The organism is Rhizobium sp. G21 (assembly GCF_014158035.1).
Taxonomy (GTDB): domain Bacteria; phylum Pseudomonadota; class Alphaproteobacteria; order Rhizobiales; family Rhizobiaceae; genus Rhizobium_E.
Genome location: NZ_JACFXW010000001.1, coordinates 3485932 through 3510975, shown reverse-complemented (window position 1 = coordinate 3510975; position 25044 = coordinate 3485932). Strand labels below are relative to the sequence as shown.

14 protein-coding genes and 4 pseudogenes are annotated in these 25044 nt (G+C 62.7%); 13 read left to right on the top strand and 5 right to left on the bottom strand.

The window, feature by feature from the left end:
- Window positions 1-6 precede the first annotated feature (6 nt).
- Window positions 7-1364 (bottom strand): annotated as a pseudogene (locus tag H2O14_RS17495) (glutamine synthetase family protein).
- Window positions 1365-1559: 195 nt separating this feature from the next.
- On the opposite strand from H2O14_RS17495, the pseudogene H2O14_RS17490 reads away from it, so the two are divergent.
- The 3 genes and pseudogenes from H2O14_RS17490 to H2O14_RS17480 all read left to right on the top strand — a co-directional run bounded on the left by H2O14_RS17490 (window position 1560) and on the right by H2O14_RS17480 (window position 5322).
- Window positions 1560-2917, top strand: a pseudogene (locus H2O14_RS17490) (aspartate aminotransferase family protein).
- 116 nt (window positions 2918-3033) lie between these two features.
- The gene (locus H2O14_RS17485; protein ID WP_182828650.1) at window positions 3034-3840 is read left to right on the top strand and encodes a phosphodiesterase; all 807 of its coding nucleotides are present in this window, start codon (window positions 3034-3036) and stop codon (window positions 3838-3840) included.
- Window positions 3841-4482: 642 nt separating this feature from the next.
- Complete coding sequence (locus tag H2O14_RS17480; RefSeq protein WP_182828649.1) at window positions 4483-5322, top strand: sulfotransferase; 840 nt, start codon at window positions 4483-4485, stop codon at window positions 5320-5322.
- A 54-nt stretch (window positions 5323-5376) separates the two neighbouring features.
- On the opposite strand, the gene H2O14_RS17475 is transcribed toward H2O14_RS17480, so the two are convergent.
- Genes H2O14_RS17475 through H2O14_RS17460 form a run of 4 tightly spaced genes read right to left on the bottom strand, consistent with a single transcriptional unit; the run spans window position 5377 to window position 10467 of the window.
- On the bottom strand, window positions 5377-6753 hold the full coding sequence (locus H2O14_RS17475; RefSeq protein WP_182828648.1) for an FAD-binding oxidoreductase: 1377 nt from the start codon (window positions 6751-6753) through the stop codon (window positions 5377-5379).
- Between the two features lie 7 nt (window positions 6754-6760).
- Window positions 6761-7909: an alpha-hydroxy acid oxidase gene (locus H2O14_RS17470; RefSeq protein ID WP_182828647.1), complete on the bottom strand. Its 1149-nt coding sequence runs from the start codon at window positions 7907-7909 to the stop codon at window positions 6761-6763.
- A gap of 17 nt (window positions 7910-7926) precedes the next feature.
- Window positions 7927-8850, bottom strand: coding sequence for a dimethylarginine dimethylaminohydrolase family protein (locus H2O14_RS17465; RefSeq protein ID WP_182828646.1), 924 nt, complete (start codon window positions 8848-8850; stop codon window positions 7927-7929).
- A 45-nt stretch (window positions 8851-8895) separates the two neighbouring features.
- Complete coding sequence (locus H2O14_RS17460; RefSeq protein WP_182828645.1) at window positions 8896-10467, bottom strand: amidohydrolase; 1572 nt, start codon at window positions 10465-10467, stop codon at window positions 8896-8898.
- Between the two features lie 146 nt (window positions 10468-10613).
- On the opposite strand from H2O14_RS17460, the gene H2O14_RS17455 reads away from it, so the two are divergent.
- From H2O14_RS17455 to H2O14_RS17410, 10 genes and pseudogenes are all read left to right on the top strand, one after another.
- A complete protein-coding gene (locus H2O14_RS17455; RefSeq protein WP_182828644.1) occupies window positions 10614-11519 on the top strand; it encodes a LysR substrate-binding domain-containing protein in 906 nt (301 codons plus the stop codon).
- 105 nt (window positions 11520-11624) lie between these two features.
- Window positions 11625-12698, top strand: a complete 1074-nt coding sequence (locus H2O14_RS17450; protein WP_182828643.1) for an ABC transporter ATP-binding protein — start codon at window positions 11625-11627, stop codon at window positions 12696-12698.
- A 68-nt stretch (window positions 12699-12766) separates the two neighbouring features.
- Window positions 12767-13881 (top strand): annotated as a pseudogene (locus tag H2O14_RS17445) (ABC transporter substrate-binding protein).
- A gap of 171 nt (window positions 13882-14052) precedes the next feature.
- A complete protein-coding gene (locus tag H2O14_RS17440) occupies window positions 14053-14877 on the top strand; it encodes an ABC transporter permease (protein WP_182828642.1) in 825 nt (274 codons plus the stop codon).
- A 9-nt stretch (window positions 14878-14886) separates the two neighbouring features.
- On the top strand, window positions 14887-15693 hold the full coding sequence (locus H2O14_RS17435; RefSeq protein ID WP_182828641.1) for an ABC transporter permease: 807 nt from the start codon (window positions 14887-14889) through the stop codon (window positions 15691-15693).
- Between the two features lie 77 nt (window positions 15694-15770).
- Window positions 15771-17371 (top strand): annotated as a pseudogene (locus tag H2O14_RS17430) (5-guanidino-2-oxopentanoate decarboxylase).
- Between the two features lie 203 nt (window positions 17372-17574).
- Window positions 17575-18525, top strand: coding sequence for an agmatinase (gene speB / locus H2O14_RS17425; RefSeq protein ID WP_182828640.1), 951 nt, complete (start codon window positions 17575-17577; stop codon window positions 18523-18525).
- Complete coding sequence (locus H2O14_RS17420; RefSeq protein WP_182828639.1) at window positions 18525-19199, top strand: dimethylsulfonioproprionate lyase family protein; 675 nt, start codon at window positions 18525-18527, stop codon at window positions 19197-19199. The genes speB and H2O14_RS17420 overlap by 1 nt, the downstream gene beginning before the upstream one ends.
- A gap of 111 nt (window positions 19200-19310) precedes the next feature.
- Complete coding sequence (locus H2O14_RS17415; RefSeq protein ID WP_182828638.1) at window positions 19311-22637, top strand: DUF2126 domain-containing protein; 3327 nt, start codon at window positions 19311-19313, stop codon at window positions 22635-22637.
- 43 nt (window positions 22638-22680) lie between these two features.
- Window positions 22681-25044, top strand: a complete 2364-nt coding sequence (locus tag H2O14_RS17410; RefSeq protein ID WP_246697639.1) for a circularly permuted type 2 ATP-grasp protein — start codon at window positions 22681-22683, stop codon at window positions 25042-25044.

Below are 25044 nucleotides of genomic sequence, written 5' to 3'. Positions count from 1 at the left end.
GGCCTCTCAGATCCGTGGAAGATAAGTGCGGTAGTCAAAGTCGGAGACGGTGCGAAGAAAGGTGAGCGCTTCCTTGCGCTTGGTGTCGGCGTAGAGCTTCTGATAGTCGCGGCCGAGAATGTCGCCGATGAAGGCGGAGGATGCGAAAGCCTCGACCGCGGTCAGGAAGTCATGCGTCAGCCGCTCGGGATTGTCGGGGCCGCCCTCCGGCGAGGTGGCCGGGCCGGGATCTAGCGTCTCGTCCAGACCCAGCAACATGCCGCCGAGAATGGCCGTCAGCAGAAAATACGGATTGGCGTCGGCGCCGGCGACCCGATGTTCGACGCGCGCGCCGGGGCCATCCTTTTCCGGAATGCGCACCGCCGTGCCGCGATGACTGAAGCCCCAGTCGATATCGACCGGCGCAAACGAACTGGGCTGGAAGCGGCGATAGGAATTGGCGAAGGGCGCAAACAGCAACTGGCTCTCGCGCATGGTCTTCAGCATGCCGGCGGTCACGGATTTGAGCAGCGTCGGCTCGCCCCCTTGGCGTCCAGCACATTGCGGCCGTCCTTGTCGATCAGGCTCGCATGCACATGCAGGCCGGAGCCGGCCTGATCGGAATAGGGCTTGGCCATGCAGGTGGATTTCAGCCCCAGTTTGCGCGCCGCCTGCTCGACCACGCGCTTCAGATAGATGCAGTCGTCGGCGGCCGCCATGGCGTCGGCCTTGTGGTTGAGATTGATCTCATACTGGCCGGCCCCGAATTCCGCCGTGGTTGCGTCGGCCGGCAGGCCCATCTCGGCGCAATAGGCGCGCACGAGATCGAGATAGGGCTGCATGCTGTCGACCGCGTCCATCTCATAAAGCTGGAAGCCGTTGGGAACGCCCTTGCAGGTGAGGATCGACGGCGGCATGGGCACGCCGGTTTCGCGGCTCGATCCCTCCATCACGTAGAATTCGAGCTCGGTCGCCACAACCGGCGTCAGCCCCTTCTCCTTGAAGCGTTCGAGGATCGCGGCGAGCTTGGCGCGCGGATCGCAGAAATGCGGCGCGCCCGCGAGCGTGTGCATGGTGGCGAGCGTCTGGCTCGATCCCATGGGCGCCCAGGGCATGGGCCGATGGCTGGCGCGGTCGGCGATGACGGCGCCGTCGGGATCGCCGAGCGTCAGCGAAATCTGGGTCAGATCGTCATTGTCGTCGCCCCAGATGTCGAGCGATTGCGTGGAGGCGGGCAGCCGCACGGCGCCCTTCCAGACCTTGTCCTCGGCCTCGATCGGGATCTGCTTGCCGCGCAGGCGGCCATTCATGTCGACCAGGAGGATTTCAATGCGCGGCGGCGTCGCGGGGTTCGAAATGCCGGCGTCCGGTCTCGATGATGTCATGATGAGTTTGGGCCTCGCTGAGCAGGTTTGTCTGGCGAAACGGGCAAAAAGCCGTTGATCTCTTGCCAAAATCGGGAAGTCAGGCCAATTTGGTAGCTGATAACACGTCGCCTTTCAATCAGGCAAAACCGCCGCGCGCCCCCGCCTTGCATCCCTCCGGAGCCGGGAGGGCTTTCTGCGGCAAGGGGGAATGACATGACCAGGACCGCCGCGCTCTCCAACATCGCCGCCATCGACGCCGCCCATCATATTCATCCCTTCTCGGATATGAAGAAGCTGAACGAAGCCGGCTCCCGCGTGATCGCCCGCGGCGAGGGATCGACCATCATCGACACCAACGGCAAGCGCTATCTCGACGCCTTCGCCGGCCTGTGGTGCGTCAATATCGGCTATGGCCGCAACGAGATCGCCGAGGCCGTGCGGGCGCAGATGGACGAACTGCCCTATTACAACACTTTCTTCGGCACCACGACGCCGCCGACGGCGCTGCTCGCCCAGAAGGTGACGGCCCATGCCGGCGCCAATATCAACCATGTCTTCTTCACCAATTCCGGCTCGGAAGCCACAGACACCTGGTTCCGCATGGCGCGCGTCTATTGGGGGCGCTCGGCAAGCCGGAAAAGACCCATTTCATCTCCCGCCGCAACGGCTATCACGGCTCGACCGTCGCCGGCGCCAGCCTCGGCGGCATGAAATACATGCATGAACAAGGCTCGCTGCCGATCGAGAAGATCCATCACATCGGCCAGCCTTACTGGTATGCGGAGGGCGGCGAACTCACGCCGGAAGAATTCGGCGTGACGGTCGCCCGCGAACTCGAAGCCAAGCTCGACGAACTCGGCGCGGAAAACGTCGCCGCTTTCGTGGCGGAGCCGATCCAGGGCGCCGGCGGCGTGATCGTTCCGCCCTCGACCTACTGGCCCGAAATCGCCCGGATATGCAAGGAGCGCGACATTCTGCTGGTGGCCGATGAAGTCATCTGCGGCTTCGGCCGCACCGGCCGCTGGTTCGGCCACCAGCATTTCGGCTTCGAGCCGGATATGGCCCCGGTCGCCAAGGGCCTGTCGTCGGGCTACCTGCCCGTCGGCGGCGTCCTCGTCAGCGACCGCGTCGCCAATGTCATCATGCAGACGGACTTCAACCACGGCTACACTTATTCCGGCCATCCGGTCTGCGCCGTCGCCGCGCTTGAAAATCTACGCATCATCGAAGAGGAAAAGCTGGTCGAGCGCGTGCGCGACGATATCGGCCCCTATTTCGCCAAGGCGTGGCATGCTTTCACGGATCACGATCTCGTCGGCGAGACCCAGGCCGTCGGCCTGATGGCCGGCCTGCAGATGGCCAAGGACAAAAAGACCCGCGAACGTTTCGAAAAGCCCGACGCGATCGGCACCTGGGTGCGCAATCACTGCGTCGAAAACGGCCTGATCCTGCGCGCCACCGGCGACCGCATGCTGGCCTCGCCGCCGCTGATCATCACCGAGGAGGAGGTGGACTTCATGGCGAAGACGCTGAAGAACGCCTTGGACGCCGCGTGGAGGGAGTGGAGGTAAGCATCCGTCGCGGATGAGGGGCCTCGCGCGCCCGCAAATCTGAGCCAGCTCCGCCTGTCATATCCCTGACGCCTCCATCCGCTACCCCACACGCAAGCCTGACACGGGAGCCGCACATGAAGTTCATCCACGTCACCGATCTTCATCTCCTCCCCGAGGGAGGCGCGCTCTGGGGTCTCGATCCCTTCGAACGTTTCGAGGCCTGTCTCGCCGATATCCAGGCGCATCACGCCGATGCGACTTTCGTCGCCATCACCGGCGATCTCACCGACAAGGGCGACGCCGCCGCCTATCAACGGCTCAAGGAGCGGCTGGCGCGTTTGCCGCTGCCCTGCCATCTCATTCTCGGAAACCATGACGACAGGGCGAATTTCCGCGCCGTCTTCACCGACCGCCCCGTTGACGACAACGGCTTCGTCCAGTTCGCCTTCGATGCCGATGGCCGCACGCTTCTGTTCCTCGACACGCTCAAGGGACCGCCCTCGTCGGCCGGCCTTTATTGCCCGGCGCGGCGCGAATGGCTGGCCGAGCAGCTGGATGCGGCCGACGGCAAGCCGGTCTATATCTTCATGCATCATCCGCCCTTCGGGATCGCCCACCCGCTGATGGACAAGATCATGCTCGACGATCCCGAGGATTTCGCCGAGATCCTCTCGGGTTATGATGTCAGGCATATTTTCTTCGGCCATGGCCATCGCGCCGTCTCCGGCGTCTGGCGCGGCATCGGCTATTCCGCCCTGCCCTCGACCAATCATCAACTACCGCTGGTCGGCGGATCGGTGGAAACCGTCTATAGCGACGAGCCGCCGGCCTATGCCGTGGTGCATCTGAGCGAAGAACAGACGATCATCCACAACGACGCCTTCCTCGACCGCCGCCCGGCGCGAATGCCGGTCGAAGCAGAGCGCGACGACTGGCACTGATCAGCGACTTACTTTTTTTTTGCTGCAACTCTGCGAAACGCTTCTGCTCCCGGCTACTGAAGCAAGGAGCGCACTCTCTTGGCGTCCGCGAATCACGGGCGATTTCCATCTCGCATCTCTACGCGCATAAAGCGCTCATTTCACCTTGCACCCTCATAGCAAGAGCAACCATTCCGAGCCGAAACGCTTTTATTCGTGTTTTCCACGAGCTGGATACAGCGAGCAGACCCGTGACCGAAACATCTGGCGAAATCCAAATTCGATTTCTCCAGAGGACAGCACGCCCTGCCTTCAGATACATTACATTTGAAGCTAGGATTTACTTACTAAGTACCGAGTGGATAAAAACTCGATCAAAGCACCAGATACAAAAAAATTCGGCAACAACATAAAAACGGATTAATCCTATATTTTACGATATAAATTCTATAGATAAATAAATATTTTCGCTGAATATATCAAGTTTAGTCTATCATCAATATCAGTACGTTCAAAAATTTGAAATATCGCCTTCAAATCATAAATAAAATCAAAATTCTCACATTTTTACTTTTGTTTATGTGATTATAAATTTTTCTGTTGACCGACTTGTCAAATGAATCAACTGTTTTCCTTGATTGCTAGTGTCGATGAGGAAATTGAATGTCTCTGCCTGATTTCATTTGCATCGGAGCGCAAAAAGCCGGGACAACCTGGCTGTATCACATGCTGAAGCAAAACCCCAGCATATGGCTCCCTCCGGTGAAAGAAATCCACTATTTCGACAGCGGACGACTTTTACCGAGCCGTAAAATCGATAAGAAGGAAATATACATTAAGCAATACAAAAGAACAGCAAATTTGCTTAAGAGGACAAAACTTGATGAATACAAGATCGATCTGGAATATTATGCATCCCTGATCACTGACGACATTCTGACGCAAGCGTGGTATCGCCGAGTTTTCGAGCACCCTCACCGAGTGGGACGCGTGGCGGGCGAGATAACTCCCGCCTATCTCGACATGAATAAAAACCAAGTTCTCCGCGCGACAACCTTGTTGAGCGAAGCAAAGTTTATAGCCTTGATTCGAGATCCACTGTATCGTCTGGCGTCGCAGACACGCATGCTGGCAAAGACGCTGAGAACGAAGAATTTAACCGATCAGGATTGGCGACTGATACTGGAGAAGCTGGAACGAAATCCACGTGGTCGCTATCAGGACAGTATCGCTCTGTGGAATAAGTCGGCCGGCGAAGCCCGGATGCTCTATCTTCCCTTCGCGATGATCAAAAAGGATCCAAAAACGGTTCTGGCGAAAGTCGAAAGCTTCATTGGGGCGGAGCCGTTCGATCACTATGCCGCCGTGGACGAGCGGAAAAACGTCAGTGTTGAACTGGAAATTCCGGACTGGCTCATGGCGAAGCTGATCGAACAGGCAGAGCCTGCAAAGGCGTTCATCATCAATCAATTCGGCCAGGAATTCTATGATTTGACGAAATAGGGGGCGCCTCGGAAACGAGGTTGCGCCCTTATAACGCAGCGCAAACGGATGTGCTCACTCTTCCCCGCCGGGCAGCACCCGGCCGGGATTGAGGATTCCGTTGGGGTCGAGCGCCGCCTTGATGCGGCGCATCAGGGCAATCTCCTCTGGACTGCGGCTGTGGCCGAGATAGGCGCGTTTCAACCGACCGACCCCGTGTTCGGCCGAGACTGCGCCCTTGAAGCGGCGAACATGGTCGTAGACGATGCCATCGACCGCGTTATGCTCGGCCTCGCCGGCTTGGCCGACGGAGATGCAGAGATGGATGTTGCTGTCGCCCATATGGCCGAAGACCGAAACATGCGCTTCCGGATAAGCGGCAAAGATGTCGTCGGTCACCTCTCGAGCATACGCGTCGAGATCGCCGATCGGCAGGCTGACATCGTAATTGATCAGGTCCGGCAGATGGTCGAGCGCATAGCCTTCCCGCACTTTCCAGAAGTCCAGCCTCTGCTTTTCCGATTGCGCGATCACGGCGTCTGCAATCAGGCCCTGTTCGAATGAGGCCTCCAGAAACGCTTCGATCGAGGCTGCGCCGGTCTGCTCGATCAACACCACGAAGGGCGGGGTCTCCTCGAAGAACCGTAACCCTTCCGCCTTGGAGCTGAAATCGAAAAAGGTTCGCCACATCACCTCATACGCCGACAAGCCCGCCATGCCCTTGCGCGCGGCATGCAGAAGCGACACCGCCGCCTCGTAACTCTCGACCGCGCAGAGGCAGGTTTCACGGCCCTCGCCGAGCGGCTTGAGCTTCAGAACGGCGCGGGTGATGACGCCGAGCGTGCCTTCCGAGCCGATGAACAATTGCTTGAGGTCATAGCCGGTATTGTTCTTCTGCATCTTGTTGAGCGAGGAGATCACCGTTCCATCGGCAAGGACCGCTTCGAGGCCGAGCACATTGTCGCGCGTCACGCCGTGGGAGATGACGCGGATGCCGCCGGCATTGTTGGCCAGATTGCCGCCAATCTGGCAGGAGCCCCGCGCGCCGAGATCGATCGGCAGCAAAAAACCGGCCTCTTCCGCAGCCTTCTGCGCCGTCTCCAGCACCGTCCCCGCCCACACCGTCATCGCGCCGGCGTCGCGGTCGATCTCCTCGACACCGGCCAGGCGATCGAGCGACAACGCCACGTCGCAGCCGTCCGGATTGGCGCCGCCGGCAAGACCAGTCATGCCACCCTGAATGGTGACCGGTCGGCGCGCCGCGTTGCAGAGCCGCAAAGCGTCCGCCACCTCCACCGCCGTGCGCGGCCGGAGATAGATCGCAGGCATGGCGTGCCCGGTGCGGCTTTCGTCGGACTTCGCCTTGCCGGGTATCTGGTCTCCGCTGAACACGACGCCCTCGCCCAGCACATCGAGAAGATCCTGCAACAAAGGGTCGAACGGCTGGGTCATGACAGTCTCAGATATGATGGAGAAAGGAGGGAAGATCCGAAAGCCTCGCCGCTCCCACCTGTTGCATCGTGCCGAACAATTCCTGTTTCAGCACGTCGATCAGATGCGCCGGCCCGTCGTCGCTAACCGTCGCGGCGAACAGGAAGGGCCTTCCGAGAAAGACGTAATCCGCCCCCAGCGCGATCATCCGGGCGATGTCGAGGCCGGAGCGAACACCGCCATCGACCATCACCAGCGCGTCCGGCCCGAGCTTCGCCCGGACCTTGGGCAGCATGGCGGCGGAGGACGGCGCGGCGTCGAGCTGGCGTCCGCCATGATTGGAGACGATGACGCCATCGGCGCCGGCGGCCATATAGGCGGCCGCCTCATCGGGATCGAGCACGCCCTTGACGACGAGCTTGCCCGGCCATTGGTCGCGAATGCGCTTGAACCGGGCGGCAGTGATGTGGCCCGAGAGGATCTCGCCGAGAAACGTCCCGAGCTGGGTGATGCTCAACCCCGTCGGCGCATAAGGTTCCAGATTACGGAAATGCGGCATGCCGTGCTGGGCGAGCCGCATGAGCCAACGCGGTCGCGCCAGCACATGCGCCAGCGTTCGCGCCGTAATCTGCGGCGGCACCGAGAGCCCGTTGCGGATGTCGCGATCGCGCCGCGTGGGCGCTGGAATGTCGACGGTGACGACCAGCGTCTGATAGCCCGCCTCGCGCGCCTTGCGGATGAGATCGCTCTCCATCTGCGGGTCATTGGGCGGATAGAGCTGGAACCAGCCATTGCCGCCCGAATGCCGCTTCATGTCTTCGAGCGATTGCGTCGCATGCGTCGACAGCACATGTACGATGTTTTGGGCGCGGGCCGCATCGGCGATCGGCTTTTCGCAGCCCGGCCAGATCAAGCCGTTGAGCCCCATCGGGGCGACACCGAACGGCGCATCCAATTGCGCGCCGAACAACGATGTCGAGATCAGCGGAATATCCGCCTCGCCATTCAGATAGCGCGGCGTCATCAGCACCGACTGGAGATCGTCGACATTGCGTCGCACATTCTCTTCCGGGCCGATGCCGCCGGTCATATAGTCCCAGGCGAAGCCCGGAATGCGTGTCCGGGCTTCTTCCTTCATATGCGCCACCGAGGGGTAGCGCCGGCTCAAATCGGCCATCAATGCCTTCCTGCGTGTCAGGCGGCTTCGCGCTTCAGGGCTTGCGCCATGCAGTGGATGCCGCCGCCGGTCTTGGAAATCTCGCTGGTGTCGACGGCGGCCACTTCGAAGCCCCGCGCCTTCAACTGCTCGATCAGCGTCTTGCTCGTGGTGGGGGCGATGATGCGGTCCTTGCCGAGCGACATGAAGTTGCAGCCGAGCGCCATCGTGTCCTGGAACGGCACGTTGACGATCTCATGCCCCTTGTCCTTGAGCCAGGTTACGATCGCGGGATCGGTGCAGTCAAGGCAGACGGCGGTCAGCTTCTCGGCGATCGGCACCACCATCAGGTCGATATGCACGTAATATTCGTCGATAAAGGCGAGGCGCGTTTCCCAGCCTTCCTTGTCGAACCATTCCTTCACCTGGCGCGCGCCCTCTTCCTGGGTGCGGGCGCCGCCGCAGCCGATCAGCACCACGCCATCTTCGATCACGTTGAAATCGCCGCCTTCGAACGTGCCGGCGGTGACCATGTCGTAGATCGGGATGCCGAGTTTCTCATAGGTGCGGATGGCGGCGTAATTCTCGCCGCGCCGCCACCATTGCGCCATGGCCGTGATGATCGCGCCATAAGGCGTCATCACCGAGGAGTCGCGGCTATAGACCTGCATCGGCAGTTCCGGCGTCGGCTCATGCCAGTGAATGCGCACGCCGAAATGCTCATAGGCCGACACCAGTTCCTTGTGCTGCGCCTGTGCTGTCTGGATGTTGCAGGGGTTTTCGCGCAGATGCTTGCGCGACAGCGAACTGGTCGCCATGTGGCGCAGATAGGCGGGCGATCCCAGCAGCACGTCGGTCAAGGGATCTGTTTCGTTCTGAAATCCCCAGGCGGTGAGCCTGGGCGTGTTTCCGGTGAGGCTGCGGCGCTGAAGCGAGAAGGGCTCGTTGAAAGGGCTGGTCATGATCGGGTCTCCTGGGTTTGCGGGGGCGAATTCGAAAGTCACAAGTCAAAGAGAAGGTATCCACCAGTCGCGGCCGCGCGGCGTCTCGACATATTCGGGCCAACGGAACTGGATGGGCGGGTCGTAGTCGCAGAGCGGAGCGAGCCAGCGGTCGCCGCCGACGCCGCCGCCGGTGCGGGTCTCGAACTCGGCCCTGGCGGCGGCGCGCGTGGCGGGATCTTCGAGGATGCGCAAACCCGCATGCGCCAGCACCTTCGCAGCCGTCGTCACCATGGGGTCGATGGTCTCGGGAATGCCGCCGAGCGCATTCATCGCCCAGGCCGGATAGCGAAATCCATTGGGGCCCTTGAGCGTGGGGCGGGCGATGTAGAAGCGGGCGAGCGGCGCGTGCCAGCTCATATCGGTGTAATCGTCGGACGTCGAATGCGTCTGCGATGGCGCGAGATCCTGCCTCAGGATCGCCTCGGCCTCCTCGGGATCGATCAGCCGCTCGCATTCGTCGAGAAAGGGATTATCCATCGGCTCGACACCGCAATTCTTCTGCACGGCGCGAGCGATCTCGCGCGCCTGCTCATCCCACTGCGGGGCGCCGACAGACTTTATCGTCTCCCACACCGTTCCGGCCAAAGCCAGGTTGGGCAGGCCCGGCCGCGATTTGCACACCCAGTGGCGCTCGACCCGGCAACCGGACATCTGCGCCGCCGCGTCGGCGTTGCGGTCGAGCACGGCAATCACCTGCTCGGCCATGTCGATGGTGGGCATGCGCAGCATGTACTGGATCTCGGCGAGGCCGGCCGGCAGATTGTCGGCCGTCGCCTGCCCGGCTGTGAGAATCGCTTCGGAGACCGACCAGCCGCCCATATGCGGCAGCATGGATTCGCGCAGGCCTTTGGAGGACATATACATCAGCATCAGCGCGTCATTGGCGCCCGGCGCGCGGACGGCGGAATGCGCCTGCGGGATCGGCGCGCCATCGGAACGGCCCCAGCCTTCCGGCTCGTCGCAGAGGAAGCGATAGATCATCGAATAGGCGGCGCCGCAATGCGTCTCCAGCCGCACCGTGTTGCACATCGGCAGCATATAGAACGGGTGGAAGGACAGCATGGCGTCGAGACCGTCGTAATAGCCCCTGGCGGCATGGATGGGCTTGGAGCCGCGCACCTTTTCGGCCGGCTCGCCGGTAAAGCGCAGCGTTCCCTTGATGTCATGCCGCTCCATCGCCGATTTGATCGCGAGAAGCGCAGCCAGACCCGCCGTTCCCAGGCCGGAATGCGGATCGGTATGCCCGCCGGCATGAACGCTCAGGCCCTCGCGCGGCCGCTTCTCGACCGCCGCCGCCTGGCAATTTCCCGGCACCGCGTCATATTCGGCGTAGAGCCCCAGCGAGGGGCCGGCTCCGTTGCTCCATTGCGCCGCAAACGCGGTCGGCATGCCGGCGGAGCCTTCCTCGACGGAAAAGCCATGCGCACGAAGCGTCTTCACATACCATTCGGCGGAGCGATATTCGCGCCAGGCCGTCTCGCCGAAGTCGAAGATCGTCGACGTCCAGGTCGAACGCGTCGACGCCGTCGCATCGATCTGGGCTAGGGCGTGGGCTTGCGCCGCCGTGTCGGCCATGGCCGCTTCTCCTTGGGAAATTCGTCGATGGGCACTACAGCGCAACTCGCTTATTTGAAAAAGTGAATTGTTTTCCGGCCTCATGCAAATTCGGTTCACCATTGCCCAAGATTTGGCTAGCCTTGGGGCATCATGGGAGATCGATCATGACCCGCATTCCCTCCACGCAGGCGCTACGCGCGTTGGAAAGCTTCGCCCGCCACGGCTCCGTCTGGAAGGCGGCCGACGAGCTCAACCTCACACGGTCGGCGGTGAGCCACCAATTGCGGCTGCTCGAACGCGATCTCGGCTTTCAACTCCTCAACCGCATCGGCACGAAGGTCGAACTGACCGAGCAGGGCCTGGGTTACGCGCTGGATGTGCGCAAGGCGCTGACGACCATTGCCGGCTCTGCGGCGCGCCACGCCAATCGCGGCGTCACCGGCTCGGTGAAAGTCTCCTGCCCTCCCGGCTTCGCTTCCAGCTGGCTCTGCGCCCAGGTGGGCGGCTTCAAGGACATCCATCCCGACGTTCGCCTGTCCATCACCACGCCCGGCCGCCTCGACGACGTCTCCAATCCCGACGTCGACGTGTTCATCGCCTTCGGCCATGGCCATTGGCCGGATATGCAGGTGGAGCTGCTGGCGGAGGTGGAGTTTACGCCGCTCTGCAGCCCGGTTCTCCTCAACAAGGGCGCCGCCCTGTCGGGTCCGGCGGATATCGGCAAGCTGACCCTGCTGCATCTCGTCGACCACGAGGATTGGGAGTTGTGGCTGACGCAGGCGGGGCTGGACAGGTCGCTGGCGCAGAGCGGCATCCTCTTCTCCGACATGAACCTCGTCTATGCCGCCGCAATGGCGGGACAAGGCGTGGCGATGGGCGATGAATTCATTTGCCGCAGCGCAATGGATCTCGGCCATCTGGTCCGCCCCTTCGACCTCAACATCCAGTCGAGCCGCGCCTATTACCTCGTCGTTTCCGAAGCCAAAGCCGACAATCAGACCGTCGCCGCCTTTTCGTCCTGGTTGAAATCGGAGGTGATGAAAAATGATGCAGCGCAGCGAAGGCTGTGAGGCGCCGATCGCATTATAGGTGAATGAAATTTGTCGGTAGGGCGAAAAGATTTCGTTTGTGCAAGCGCCGCATCACCCATAGGCTCCCCAAAAAAGGGAACAGCGATGCAGACTGCGAGACGGGCGGCAGAACTTTCCGCTCAAGGAATCGGGAAGACTTACGGTGATTTCAAAGCGCTCCACGATGTGTCCTTGACCATCGGGCGCGGAGAATTCCTGACGCTGCTGGGGCCCTCGGGCTCGGGCAAGACGACGTTCCTGATGATCCTCGCCGGCTTCGTCGAGGCGAGTTCTGGAACGCTGGCGCGCGACGGCGTCGACATCACCCGTCTTCCCGCAGAAAAGCGCGGCTTCGGCATGGTGTTTCAGGGCTATGCGCTGTTTCCCCATATGTCGGTCGAGAAGAACATCGCCTTCCCGCTGCAGGTTCAGGGCCGGAGCGGCTCGGAAATCAAGGCCCGCGTCGACCAGATGATCGACACCGTCGGCCTGCGCGGCCACGAGAAAAAGCGTCCTGCGGATCTTTCGGGCGGGCAGCAGCAGCGCGTAGCGCTCGCACGCGCGCTCGCCTTCGAACCGTCCGTTCTCCTGCTCGACGAACCTTTCTCGGCGCTCGACAAGAATTTGCGCGGCTCGATGCAGGAGGAGATGCGCCGGCTGCACAAGGAAACCGGCACCACCTTCGTCTTCGTGACGCATGACCAGACGGAAGCGCTGGCGCTGTCGACCCGGGTGGCGATCTTCAACCATGGACAATTGCAGCAGGTGGCGCCGCCGCGCGAGATCTACGACCGGCCCGCCAACCGTTTCGTCGCCGAATTCCTCGGCGACATCAACATTCTCCCGGTCACCGACGCCATCTTCAGCGGCGACGGCTATGTGGCGCGCTGCGCCGGCGAAATCGTCCGCCTGGCGCCCGACGCCGGCGCGTTGTCGAACACCATCGCCGTCAGGCCGGAATATATTTCCCTGACGCAGACGCGGGAAACGCAGGGCAACGCCCTGCCGGTGACCATCACGTCTTCGACCTATCTCGGCGGCGTCACCCGCTTTTCCACCGTGACCGGCGACGGCGCGACGCTCGTCGCGGAATTGCCGACCCATCTGACGCCAGCCGATTTTGCGCCCGGAGCCCGCGCCTTCGCGGGCTGGCCGGAAGAACGCGGCTATTTTCTCTGAGTTTCCGGCCGGGCCCGAGCGGCCCGAGGGAATGCGCCTGCCAGAACCATAAAACAGAGGTGAACGACATGACTGATAAATTCGAAAGAGATTGCCTGGACATATTGGAAGCCAAAGCCGCGCGGGGGAGATTTCGCGCCGCCGCTTTACCCAGATCGCCGCCTTCCTGCTGGCAGGCGCGCCGCTCGCGCTGCGGGCCAAGGGCGCTGAAGCTGCCGCCAACGAACTGGTCTTCGTCAACTGGGGCGGCGACGCCGGCACGGCCTATGACGCCGCCTACGGGCAGCCTTTCCTGATGGAGGCAGGCGTCACCGTGAAGCAGGACGGCTCCGGCCCGACCGAAGGCGCGATCGAAGCGCAGGTCAAGGGCGGCAAGCCGAGCTGGGACATCGTCGACGTCGATCCCTTCTCCGCCGAAGCGCTGGGCAAGAAGGGCATGATGGAAGAGATCGACTATGCGATCGTCGACAAGAACAAGATGCGCCCCGGCTTCGGCTGGAAATATGCGGCCTCGACCTATTTCTTCTCCTATATCATCGCCTATGACGCCTCGAAATTCGGCGACAAGGTGCCGACCGGCATGGCCGACTTCTTCGACGTCGAGAAATTTCCCGGCAAGCGCTCGCTCTACAAATGGGGCGCCGGCATGTGGGAAGCAGCCCTCCTCGCCGACGGCGTGACGCCCGACAAGCTCTACCCGCTCGATCTCGATCGCGCTCACAAGAAGCTCGCGGCCTTCAAGGACAATGTCGTTTCCTATTGGGGCGGCGGCGCCGAAAGCCAGTCTGTGCTGCTGAACGGCGAAGCGTCCATGGCGCTGATCTGGTCGACCCGCGCCGGCCTGATCGAACAGGATTCCGGCGGCTCGATCAAGTTCGTCTGGGACCAGGGCCTGATCTCGCCCGGCGCCATGGGCGTGGTGAAGGGCAATCCGGGCGGCAAGGACACCGCCATGAAGTTCATCGCCTCCGCCCAGGATCCGGAAAAGCAGATCGTCATGTTCGACATGCTCGGCCAGGGCCCGGCCAACCCGGCGGCCGACGAACTGGTCGCCGAGGACAAGAAGCGCCTCAACCCGGTCGATCCCGAAAACATGAAGAAGCAGATCGCGCTCGACATGGGCTGGTACGAAACCAATTACGGTCCGGCGCTCGACGCCTACACCAAGATTATCTCGGCCTAAAGCTCGCGTCCGCCCCTCATCCGGCTTCCGCCACCTTCTCCCCGCTCGCGGGGAGAAGGATGATGGTGCGCCAACCTTGCCACATCCACCTTCTCCCCGTTTTACGGGGAGAAGGTCCCGGCAGGGGGATGAGGGGCGGCGCACCACCTACATTTTTCCCGGAACCCCGCCATGCCGCACAGTCTCAAGCCTTTCGTCCTAATCGGCCCGCTGATACTGTTCCTGGCGGCGGCCTATGTAATGCCGTTTCTCGGCGTGCTGGAATGGAGCGTGACCCTTCCGGAGCCGGGTCTTCAGAACTATGCCGCCGCTGCGACCGATCCCTTGATCCTGTCGGTGATGGTGCGCACCTTCCGCATTTGCCTGATCGTCACTCTGGTCGCCGTCACCGCGGCCTATGCGATCAGCTATATCTGGGTGCGCGGCACGCCCGGTCAGCGGCTGGCGATGGAGCTCTGCATCCTCATTCCGTTCTGGATCTCGGTCCTGACCCGCGCCTTCGGCTGGGTGGCGCTGCTTTCCAATCGCGGATTGCTCAACACCTGGCTTACCCAACTCGGCGTCATTTCCGAGCCGCTGACCATGGTGCGCAACGAATTTGGCGTCGTGCTCGGCATGGCGCATTTCCTCATTCCCTTCGCCGTTTTCCCGATCGCATCGGCCATGCGCAATCTCGACGAACGCGTGCTGCTCGCCGCGCGCGGCATGGGCGCGACGCCGAGGCGGGTGTTCTGGCAGGTCTATCTGCCGATGACGGGCGCGGGCATTCTCGGCGCCGCCATCCTCACCTTCGTCTTCGCGCTCGGCTTTTTCATCACGCCCGCGATCCTCGGCGGCGGCCGCTCCGTGATGGCGGCGGAACTCATCTATCTCCGCATTTTCCAGAGCCCCGACTGGGGATTGGGCGCGGCGATCAGCGTGTTGATGATGATCGTCGTCGGCCTGCTGCTGTCCCTGCTGATGCGCTATGCGCGCCCCAGCGGCATGCTCAAGTGAGGTTGCGCCATGTATAAGCCCTCCACTCTCGCCGTCATCGCCGCCGCCTTCGTCGCGATCTTTCTGCTGATGCCGCTGATCGCGGTCGCGCCGGTGTCCTTCACCCCTGCCCGCTTCCTGTCGATGCCGAGCGGCGTCTGGTCGCTCAGGCATTACCAGGCGCTCGTCACCAATCCGGCATGGGCTCAGGCAGCCTGGCTGTCGCTCACCATCGCGCTGATGAGCACGGCCTTCGCGACCGCGATGGCGCTCGCCTTCGCGCTCGGCGTCTGGATGTTCCGCCCGTGGTTCTCCAGCATCCTGATCGGTTTCGTGCTGATACCGATGGTGGCGCCGCCGGTCGTCTCGGCCATCACGCTGTATTTCTTCCTGACTTCGCTGTCGAAACTCAACGACTGGATAGGCTATGACACGCCGCTCGGCGTGGCGCTGGCCCATGCCGTGATGATCGCGCCCTATGGCGTGGTGCTGATCCTGGTGGCGCTGTCGCAGGTCGACCGGCGCATCGATTTGGCAGCGCGCGGTTTCGGCGCCGGCGTGTTCACGCGCGTCTTCAAAGTCATTCTGCCGAATATCCGCTTCGGCGTGATCACCGCCGCCTTCATGGGTTTCGTTCTCTCCTGGGAAGAGATCGGGGTTACGCTGTTCATCACCTCGGTCAACGCCGTCACCCTGCCGCGCATGATGTGGATGGGCTTGCGCGACAATATCGACCCCGCCATCGCCGCGATCTCGGTGATCCTCATCGTGCTGGTGGTGATCGGCGTGCTGGTGAAGACGGTCCTGTCGAGCGGCGACAAAAAGCCCGCCGCCTGACTTGCCGTCGCCGTGAAATTATACAATTGTAGAATAACAGACTCGCAGCAAGGGAGCGCGACGTGATCAGCACGGGCATGTATCTCACCAGGCTTCTGGAAGCCTATGGCGTCGACACGGTGTTCGGCATTCCTGGCGTGCATACGGTGGAGCTCTATCGCGGCCTCGCCGGCAGTTCGATCACCCACATCACCCCCGGCACGAACAGGGCGCCGGCTTCATGGCCGACGGTTACGCCCGCGTCTCGGGCAAGCCGGGCGTCTGCTTCATCATCACCGGCCCGGGCATGACCAATATCGTCACCGCCATGGGCCAGGCCTATGGCGATTCCATCCCCATGCTGGTGATCTCGACCGTCAACAGCCACGGCCGCATGGGCTCTGGCGAAGGCTGGCTGCATGAATTGCCGAACCAGCGGGCGCTGGTCGAAAACGTCGCCGCCTTCAGTTACACCGTCAACCGCCCCGAGGAACTCGCCCCGGCGCTGGCCCGCGCCTTCGCCGTCTTCGACAGCGCCCGGCCCCGCCCCGTGCATATCGAACTGCCGATCAATGTGATGCTGGCCTCCGCCGAACATCTGACCGCTCCCCGCTCCATCCCACGGCTCAGCCGCCCCGAAGCGAAATCCGATGACATCGCCGCCGCCGCGGAGTTGCTGAACGCCGCAAAAAGCCCCGTGATACTCGCCGGCGGCGGCGCCGTGCGCGCAGCCGAGGAAATACGCTCGCTCGCCGAAATGCTCGATGCCCCGGTGGTCATGACCACCAACGCCCGCGGTCTTCTGCCCGTCGGCCATCCCCTCGCCGTGTCGCTCTCGGCGAGCTATTCCGCCACGCGGCAGATGATCGAGGCCTCCGACGTGGTGCTGGCCATCGGCACCGAATTCGGCCCGACCGATTACGACATGTATGAGGACGGCTTCTTCACGATACCCGGCCGCCTGATCCGCGTCGACATCGACCCGACCCAGATCATGCGCACCATCCTGCCCGAAATCGGCATCGTCACCGACAGCGCCGAAGCCGCCAGCCACTTGGCCGCCCTCGTCGAGCCCGCGTCGCGCGACGGCTCTGCCCGCGCCGCCCATGTCGTCACCAATCCCAACCAGGATCTCTCACCGCAGATGCTCGGCGATCTCAGTATCCTCGAGACCATCCGCGACCGGCTGCCCGACGCCATCTTCGTCGGCGATTCCACCCAGCTCGTCTATGCCGGCAATCTCGGCTTCGCCTCGGCGGCGCCCGGCTCCTGGTTCAATTCGGCTACCGGTTACGGCACGCTCGGCTACGGCCTGCCGGCCGCCATCGGCGCCAAGCGCGCGGCCCCGGAACGCCCGGTCATCGCGCTCGCCGGCGACGGCGGCGTGCAATTCGCCATCGCCGAAATGGCCTCCGCCATGGAAGCGCGCCTGCCGATCACCCTGCTGCTCTACGACAACAAGGGCTATGGCGAGATCAAGTCCTATATGATGTCGCAGAACATCCCGCCGCTGGGCGTCGATCTGTTCACCCCGGACTTCCTCGCGCTCGGCCAGGCCTATGGCTGGGAGACCGCCCGCGCCGACACCCTCGAGGATCTCTTCGACCTCGTCGAAGCCGCCGCCAGGAACACCGAGCCGACGCTGGTTCTGTTTGGCCCGGAGGTGCGGGATCAGGCGATGAAGGCTGTGCGTGAATAGCCCCATGGTCGTCATCCTCGGGCTTGTCCCGAGGATCTGCTGAGCAAGCGAGGATCTGCAAAATCATAGGCTTGCAGATCCTCGGGACAAGCCCGAGGATGACGTCGTGCAAAAGGCTTCGCGTCTGCAACGGTGTGAGCCGACCCGTACAAGGCTGGCGCGCTTGCGAGTGGCGAACAGATTTCATGACAAGGGAGAACACCATGACCCAGTTCAACCAACCCCTCGGCGGCAATGAGATGCCACGCTTCGGCGGCCCCTCGACCATGATGCGCCTGCCTACGCAAGCCACGGCCGAAGGCCTCGACGTCTGCTTCGTCGGAATACCGCTCGATATCGGCGCGTCCAACCGCTCCGGCACGCGGCTCGGGCCGCGCCAGATCCGTCAGGAAAGCTGCATGATCCGGCCCTACAACATGGCCACCGGCGCAGCCCCCTTCGACAGCCTGCAAGTGGCCGATATCGGCGATGTCGCCATCAACACTTTCGATCTCAAGAAGACGGTGGACATCATCACCGCAGCCTATGACGAGATCCTCGGCCATGACTGCATCCCGCTGACGCTCGGCGGCGACCACACGCTGACCTATCCGATCCTGCGCGCCATCGCCAAAAAGCATGGCCCCGTGGCGCTGATCCATATCGACGCCCATGCCGACATCAACGACGAGATGTTCGGCGAGAAGATCGCCCATGGCACGCCCTTCCGCCGCGCCTATGACGACGGTCTGCTGATCAACGACAAGGTCTTCCAGATCGGCCTGCGCGGATCGGGCTACTCGCCCGACGATTTCGATTGGGGCCGCTCCAAGGGCTGGACGGTGGTGCAGGCCGAGGATTACTGGGGCAAATCCATGACGCCGCTGATGGCCGACATCCGTGCCAAGATCGGCGATGCGCCCGTCTATTTCACCTATGACATCGACAGTCTCGACCCGGCTTTCGCGCCGGGCACCGGCACTGTGGAAGTCGGCGGGCTGACCACTTGGCAGGCGCTGGAAATCGTCCGCGGCGCGGCCGGCCTCAACATCGTCGGCGGCGATCTCGTCGAAGTCTCCCCGCCTTTCGATCCCTCCGGCAACACAGCGCTGATCGGCGCCAATATTCTCTATGAAATGCTCTGCGTTCTGCCGGGCGTGACAAGGAAAATATGATGGCAGTTGTCCAGAACCTCGAACAGATCATCCGCACGCTGATCGCGGCGCTGGACGATTATCTCGGCCGTTTCAACGGTCCGGGCGTCGCAGACGTCCGCGCCGGCGTCGCACGGTTCCGCGACGGGCCGGTGCGGGAGAAGGCCCCGAACCGGATCAAAGCCGTCGACCATGTCGACACGGCGCTCAGTTGGATGACGGCCCATGGCGAAGAGGCGCTCGCCGGCGCCATCCGCGCCGCCATGCCCTATCTCGACTGGCGCGCCTATGATCCCTATCCGCGCGAGATCATCGGCGAGACCTACGCGACCAACCATTGCGCGACGATCCTGATCGGCGAATATGGGCTGATCCAGGCGGAGGACTTCGATCTCGGCCTCTTCGGCTTTGGCCCGAACATTCTCTACCGCGATCACAAGCACGCCGCCCCGGAACTTTACGCGCCCTTTACCGGGCCGAATGGCTGGCGTTTTAAGGCGGGCGAGGCGCTCGACTGGCGGCCCGCGCATCAGCCGGTCTGGAACGAAGCCTGGGCGCCGCACGCCTTCCGTTCGGGCAACCAGCCTTTCCTCTGCGTCTACGGCTGGACCGGAAACGTGAGCGTCCCGGCCGAAATGATACTTTGCGACGATTGGTCCGCTCTCGAAGCGGAAACGGCGCCCTTTTCCGCTTGAAATAACCAGAAATATTACCGTCAATTTGCTTTAGGCGAGCGGCAAATGCCGCTTGCTTTCGCGCGTTGCATTGCACAAACTCCCTTTCAAACAAGGGGAACCACCGCGCTTATGTCGATCAAGGCCAGCATCTATCATCTCACGCACTACACCTACGACAATCCGGTCGTCCTCAGCCCGCAGATCATCCGCCTCAAGCCGGCGGCGCATTCCAAGACCAAGGTGCTCAGCCATTCGCTGAAGGTCACGCCGTCCAATCACTTCGTCAATCTGCAGCAGGATCCCTACGGCAACTACCTCGCCCGCTTCGTCTTCCCGGAGCCGGTGACCGAGTTGAAGATCGAGGTCGATCTCGTCGCCGACATGACCGTCTACAATCCCTTCGATTTCTTCGTCGAGGAATCGGCCCAGGCCTGGCCGTTCGATTATTCCGACGATCTCGTCGAAGACCTGTCGATCTACCGCAAGCCGGAACCGACAGGGCCGCTTCTCGACGCTTTCCTGAAGACCCTCGACAGGACCGAGGGCCAGCACACCGTCGACATGGTCGTGGCGCTGAATGCGCGCCTGCAACAGGAGATCGGCTATGTCATCCGCATGGAGCCCGGCGTTCAGGAACCCGAGGAGACGCTGGGCGCCCGCAAGGGCTCCTGCCGCGACACAGGCTGGCTTCTGGTGCAGATCCTCCGCCATCTCGGCTTCGCCGCCCGCTTCGTCTCCGGCTATCTGATCCAGCTCGCGCCCGATCTCAAGGCGCTCGACGGCCCTTCAGGCACCGAAGTCGATTTCACCGATCTGCATGCCTGGTGCGAAGTCTATATCCCCGGCGCAGGCTGGGTGGGACTGGACCCGACTTCGGGGCTTCTGACCGGCGAAAGCCACATACCGCTCGCCGCCACGCCGCATTTCAAGAACGCCGCCCCCATCACCGGCGGCTATTTCGGCAAGGCCGAAACCGAATTCGCCTTCGACATGAAGGTGACGCGCGTTTCCGAACATCCGCGGATCACCAAGCCGTTTCCAGAAGACAGCTGGGAAAAGCTCGACGAGCTCGGCGAAGAGGTCGACGCCTATCTCGAAGCGGAAGATGTGCGTCTCACCATGGGCGGCGAGCCGACCTTCGTCTCCATCGACGATTTCCAGGCCGAAGAATGGAACACCAGCGCCGTCGGGCCGATGAAGCGCGGCCTCGCCGATACGCTGATCCGCCGCCTGCGCGATCGTTTTGCGCCGGGCGGTTTCCTGCACTACGGTCAGGGCAAATGGTATCCGGGCGAAAGCCTGCCGCGCTGGACCTTCTCGCTCTATTGGCGTCGCGACGGTCTGCCGATCTGGAACGATCCGAGCCTCATCGCCATCGAGACCAACGATCACAAGGTCACACATGAAGATGCGGGACGGCTGTTGCAGGCCATCGCCGTCGAACTCGACATAAAGACAGACAATGTCATGCCGGCCTATGAAGATCCGGCGGAATGGGTGATCCGGGAAGCCAATCTGCCGGAAAATGTCGATCCTTCCAATTCCAAGCTCAAGGACCCGGAAGAGCGCAGCCGCATCGCCAAAGTGTTCGCCAACGATCTGACGACGCCGGCCGGCTATGTGCTGCCGGTGCAGGCCTGGCAGGCGCGTGTTTCCGGCCGCACTTGGGTGTCCGAGCAATGGCGCACGCGCCGCGGCCGCATCTATCTTATTCCGGGCGACAGTCCCGTAGGTTTCCGCCTGCCGCTGAACGCCCTGCCCTATATTTCGCCGTCCTGGTATCCCTATATCAACCCCGCCGATCCGATGATCGAGAAGCCGCCGCTGCCGGATTTCTCGACCGAGGCGGGTCGCGTCATGCCGGAGCATTCCTTCCAGCGCGACATCGGCCAGCGCGATCAGCCGGTGGGACAGTCTTACGAGGAAATCGGCGGCCGCGTGCGCACGGCGATCTCCGTGGAAGTGCGGGACGGCCGCGTCTGCGTCTTCATGCCGCCGACCGCGACGTTGGAGGAATATCTCGATCTCGTCGCCTCCGCCGAGCGCGCCGCGAGCGCGTTGAAGCTGCCCGTTCATATCGAAGGCTACACGCCGCCGCATGACGAACGGCTCAACGTCATCCGCGTCGCGCCCGACCCAGGCGTCATCGAGGTCAACATCCATCCGGCGTCGAGCTGGAAGGATTGCGTCGACATAACCTCCGCCGTCTATGAGGAAGCGAGGCTCTGCCGCTTGGGCGCCGAAAAATTCATGATCGACGGTCGCCACACCGGCACCGGCGGCGGCAACCACGTCGTCGTCGGCGGCGCCACGCCCTCCGACAGCCCTTTCCTGCGCCGGCCGGACCTGCTCAAGAGCATCGTGCTCTACTGGCAGCGCCATCCGTCGCTGTCCTATCTTTTCTCCGGCCTGTTCATCGGCCCCACCAGCCAGGCGCCGCGGATCGACGAAGCGCGCCACGACGGGCTTTATGAGCTGGAAATCGCGCTCGCACAGGTGCCCGCGCCCGGCAAGGGCCTGCCGCCCTTACCCTGGCTCGTCGATCGTTTGTTCCGCAACCTGCTCGTCGACGTCTCGGGCAATACCCATCGGTCGGAAATCTGCATCGACAAGCTGTTCTCGCCGGACGGGCCCACGGGCCGCCTCGGCCTGATCGAATTCCGCGGTTTCGAAATGCCGCCGGAGCCGCGCATGTCGCTCGCCCAGCAATTGCTGATCCGCGCGCTGATCGCCCGCTTCTGGAAAGCGCCGTTGGAGGGCAGTTTCACCCGCTGGGGCACGGCGCTGCATGACCGTTTCATGTTGCCGCATTTCGTCTGGGCCGATTTCATGGATGTCTTGGCGGATCTCCGTCGGCATGGTTTCGATTTCCGCCCCGAATGGTTCGAGGCGCAGCTGGAGTTCCGCTTCCCCTTCTATGGCGAAGTGTCTTACGAAGGAGCGCGTCTTGAGCTGCGTCAGGCGCTGGAGCCGTGGCACGTAACCGGCGAAACCGGCGCGGTGGGCGGCACGGCCCGCTTCGTCGACTCCTCGGTCGAACGCCTGCAGGTCAAGCTCGACAACGCCAATCCCGGCCGCTTCACCGTCGCCTGCAACGGCCGGCCCGTGCCGCTGACGCAAACCCACGCCGGCGGCCCCGCCGTGGCGGGCGTGCGCTTCAAGGCCTGGCAGCCGGCGGCCGGCATTCATCCGGTTCTTCCGGTCAACACGCCGCTAACCTTTGACATTTATGATCAATGGACGGGGAAGGCCGTCGGCGGCTGCATTTATCATGTTGCTCATCCTGGTGGGCGCAACTATGAGACCTTCCCCGTCAACGGCTACGAAGCGCAGGCCCGGCGGCTGGCGCGCTTCGAACCCTGGGGACATACGGCCGGTCGATATCCGCTCTGGCCGGAGCAACCTCACCCCGAGTTCCCGTTGACGCTGGATCTCAGAAGGCCGCCAGGAGTCTGAATTGGCAGGAATTGAAGCGAGCGGCAGGAAGGACGACAAAGCCTTGGCGGACCGCGCTTTCGACTACAGGCCGATCGCCGGCGCGCCGGATGAGATGCTGGGACCGGACGGAAAGGTACGCCCGGTCTGGCGTCATTTCGTCGACTCGCTGGCCCGCATGCCGAAACCGGAGCTGGAGCGGCGTCTCGACAAGGCCGACCGTTATCTGCGCGACGCCGGCGTCTTCTACCGCGCCTATGGCGGCGCGCCGAACGCCGAGAGATCCTGGCCGCTCAGCCATGTGCCGGTGCTGATCGACGCGCATGAATGGGAAAATCTCGCCGAAGGCCTCGTGCAACGCGCCGAACTGCTCGAACAGATCGCCGCCGACATTTATTCCGACAACAGGCTGGTGCAGGAGGGCTTTCTGCCGCCCGGCCTGATCACCGGAAATCCGGAATTTTTGCGTCCGGTGCACGGGCTCAAGCCGGTCAGCGGCCATTTTCTTCACTTCGTCGCCTTCGAGATCGGCCGCGGTCCCGACGGCAATTGGTGGGTGCTCGCCGATCGAACCCAGGCGCCATCGGGCGCAGGCTTCGCATTGGAAAACCGCGTCGCCACCACGCGCGCCTTTTCCGACATTTATGCGGAAACGCATGTCCACCGCCTCGCCTCCTTCTTCGGCGCGTTTCGAGACGAGTTGCAGAGCTACAAGAAAAACGCCGACGACCGCATCGCCATCCTGACGCCCGGCCCGGCCAACGAAACCTATTTCGAACATTCCTATATCGCCCGCTATCTCGGCTTCATGCTGCTGGAGGGCGAAGACCTGACCGTGGTCGACGGCCAGGTGATGGTGCGCACGGTCGCCGGCCTCAAGCCGGTCAGCGTGTTGTGGCGCCGCCTCGACGCCAGCTACGCCGATCCGCTGGAGCTGAACCAGCATTCGCAGATCGGCACGCCGGGCCTGACCCAGGCATTGCGCGCCGAGACCGTCACCATCGTCAATGCGCTCGGCGCCGGACTTCTCGAAACCCGCGCCTTCCTCGCTTTCATGCCGGCCATCTGTCGCCGGCTGTTGAACGAGGATCTCAAGCTGCCGTCAATCGCCACCTGGTGGTGCGGGCAGAAGAAAGAACGCGAACATGTGGCGCGCCATCTCGACAAGATGGTCATCGGACCCGCTTATTCCCGACTGCCCTTCTTCGACGACGCCGGCGAATCCAAGCCCGGCCGGCTGCTACGCGAGAAGGACCCTGAAATCCTTAAGACGCTGGCGGAACGCGGCGGTCGCCTCGTCGGCCAGGAGATCGTCAAACTGTCGACCACGCCGGCTTTCGTCGACGGCAAGCTCGCGCCGCGTCCGATGAGTCTGCGCGTCTTCGCCGCCCGCACCCGCGACGGCTGGACCATCATGCCGGGCGGCTTCGCCCGTATCGGCGCCGGCGACGACGTGTCGGCGATAGCCATGCAGAAGGGCGGCTCGGTCGCCGATGTCTGGATCGTCTCCGACAAACCGGTCAAGTGGTCGACCCTGCTGCCTTCGGAAGAGAATTTCACCCGCAACATGCCCGGCAGCCTGCCGAGCCGCGCCGCCGACAATCTGTTCTGGCTGGGTCGCTATATCGAACGGGCGGAAGGCGCATTGCGCATCCTGCGCGCCTGGCACGGCCGTTTCGCCGAATACGCCGATCGCAAGCAGCCGCTGCTCGCCAATGTTTCGAATTATCTGGCCGCGCTCGACATCGACACCGAGGAGCAGGTGCCCGAAAGCCTGCTGATGAACATTTCCAGCGCGCTTTATTCGGCGTCGAACATCCGCGACCGCTTCTCTCCGGACGGCTGGCTGGCGCTCAACGATCTCTCCAAGACCGCGCGCGAATTCCGCGAAAAGATCCATCCCGGCGACGACGCCACCAGCGCCATGACCGTGCTCTTGCGCAAGCTCGCGGGCTTCGCCGGTCTCGTGCATGAAAACATGTATCGTTTCACTGGCTGGCGCTTCCTGTCGATCGGCCGCTATCTCGAGCGCGGTCTGCATATGTCCAGGTTGCTCGGCCATTTTTCGGGGCCGGATGCGCCCGACGGCGCGCTCGACATGCTGATCGAGATCGGCGACAGCGTCATGACGCACCGCCGTCGCTACAATGTCGCGACCGCCAGCGTCACCGTGACCGATCTGCTGGCGCTCGATCCGCTCAATCCGCGCTCGGTTCTCTACCAGTTGAACGAGATCAAGACCGAAGTCGAGCAATTGCCCAACGCCATCGTCAACGGCCAGATGTCGCCGGTGCATCGCGAGGCGCTGAGGCTCTATTCGACGCTCGCGCTGATGACGCCGGAAGGCATGTCGGTCGATGTCTACGCCCGTCTCGAACGGGAGATGGAAACCTTCTCCGATCTCCTCACCCGCACCTATATCGGCTAG

Bases quoted from the DNA above. Each gene is read 5' to 3' on its own strand.
- H2O14_RS17485 (WP_182828650.1), top strand. From the start codon at position 3,034: ATGAAGTTCATCCACGTCACCGATCTTCATCTCCTCCCCGAGGGAGGC.
- H2O14_RS17480 (WP_182828649.1), top strand. From the start codon at position 4,483: ATGTCTCTGCCTGATTTCATTTGCATCGGAGCGCAAAAAGCCGGGACA.
- H2O14_RS17475 (WP_182828648.1), bottom strand. From the start codon at position 6,753: ATGACCCAGCCGTTCGACCCTTTGTTGCAGGATCTTCTCGATGTGCTG.
- H2O14_RS17470 (WP_182828647.1), bottom strand. From the start codon at position 7,909: ATGGCCGATTTGAGCCGGCGCTACCCCTCGGTGGCGCATATGAAGGAA.
- H2O14_RS17465 (WP_182828646.1), bottom strand. From the start codon at position 8,850: ATGACCAGCCCTTTCAACGAGCCCTTCTCGCTTCAGCGCCGCAGCCTC.
- H2O14_RS17460 (WP_182828645.1), bottom strand. From the start codon at position 10,467: ATGGCCGACACGGCGGCGCAAGCCCACGCCCTAGCCCAGATCGATGCG.
- H2O14_RS17455 (WP_182828644.1), top strand. From the start codon at position 10,614: ATGACCCGCATTCCCTCCACGCAGGCGCTACGCGCGTTGGAAAGCTTC.
- H2O14_RS17450 (WP_182828643.1), top strand. From the start codon at position 11,625: ATGCAGACTGCGAGACGGGCGGCAGAACTTTCCGCTCAAGGAATCGGG.
- H2O14_RS17440 (WP_182828642.1), top strand. From the start codon at position 14,053: ATGCCGCACAGTCTCAAGCCTTTCGTCCTAATCGGCCCGCTGATACTG.
- H2O14_RS17435 (WP_182828641.1), top strand. From the start codon at position 14,887: ATGTATAAGCCCTCCACTCTCGCCGTCATCGCCGCCGCCTTCGTCGCG.
- speB (WP_182828640.1), top strand. From the start codon at position 17,575: ATGACCCAGTTCAACCAACCCCTCGGCGGCAATGAGATGCCACGCTTC.
- H2O14_RS17420 (WP_182828639.1), top strand. From the start codon at position 18,525: ATGGCAGTTGTCCAGAACCTCGAACAGATCATCCGCACGCTGATCGCG.
- H2O14_RS17415 (WP_182828638.1), top strand. From the start codon at position 19,311: ATGTCGATCAAGGCCAGCATCTATCATCTCACGCACTACACCTACGAC.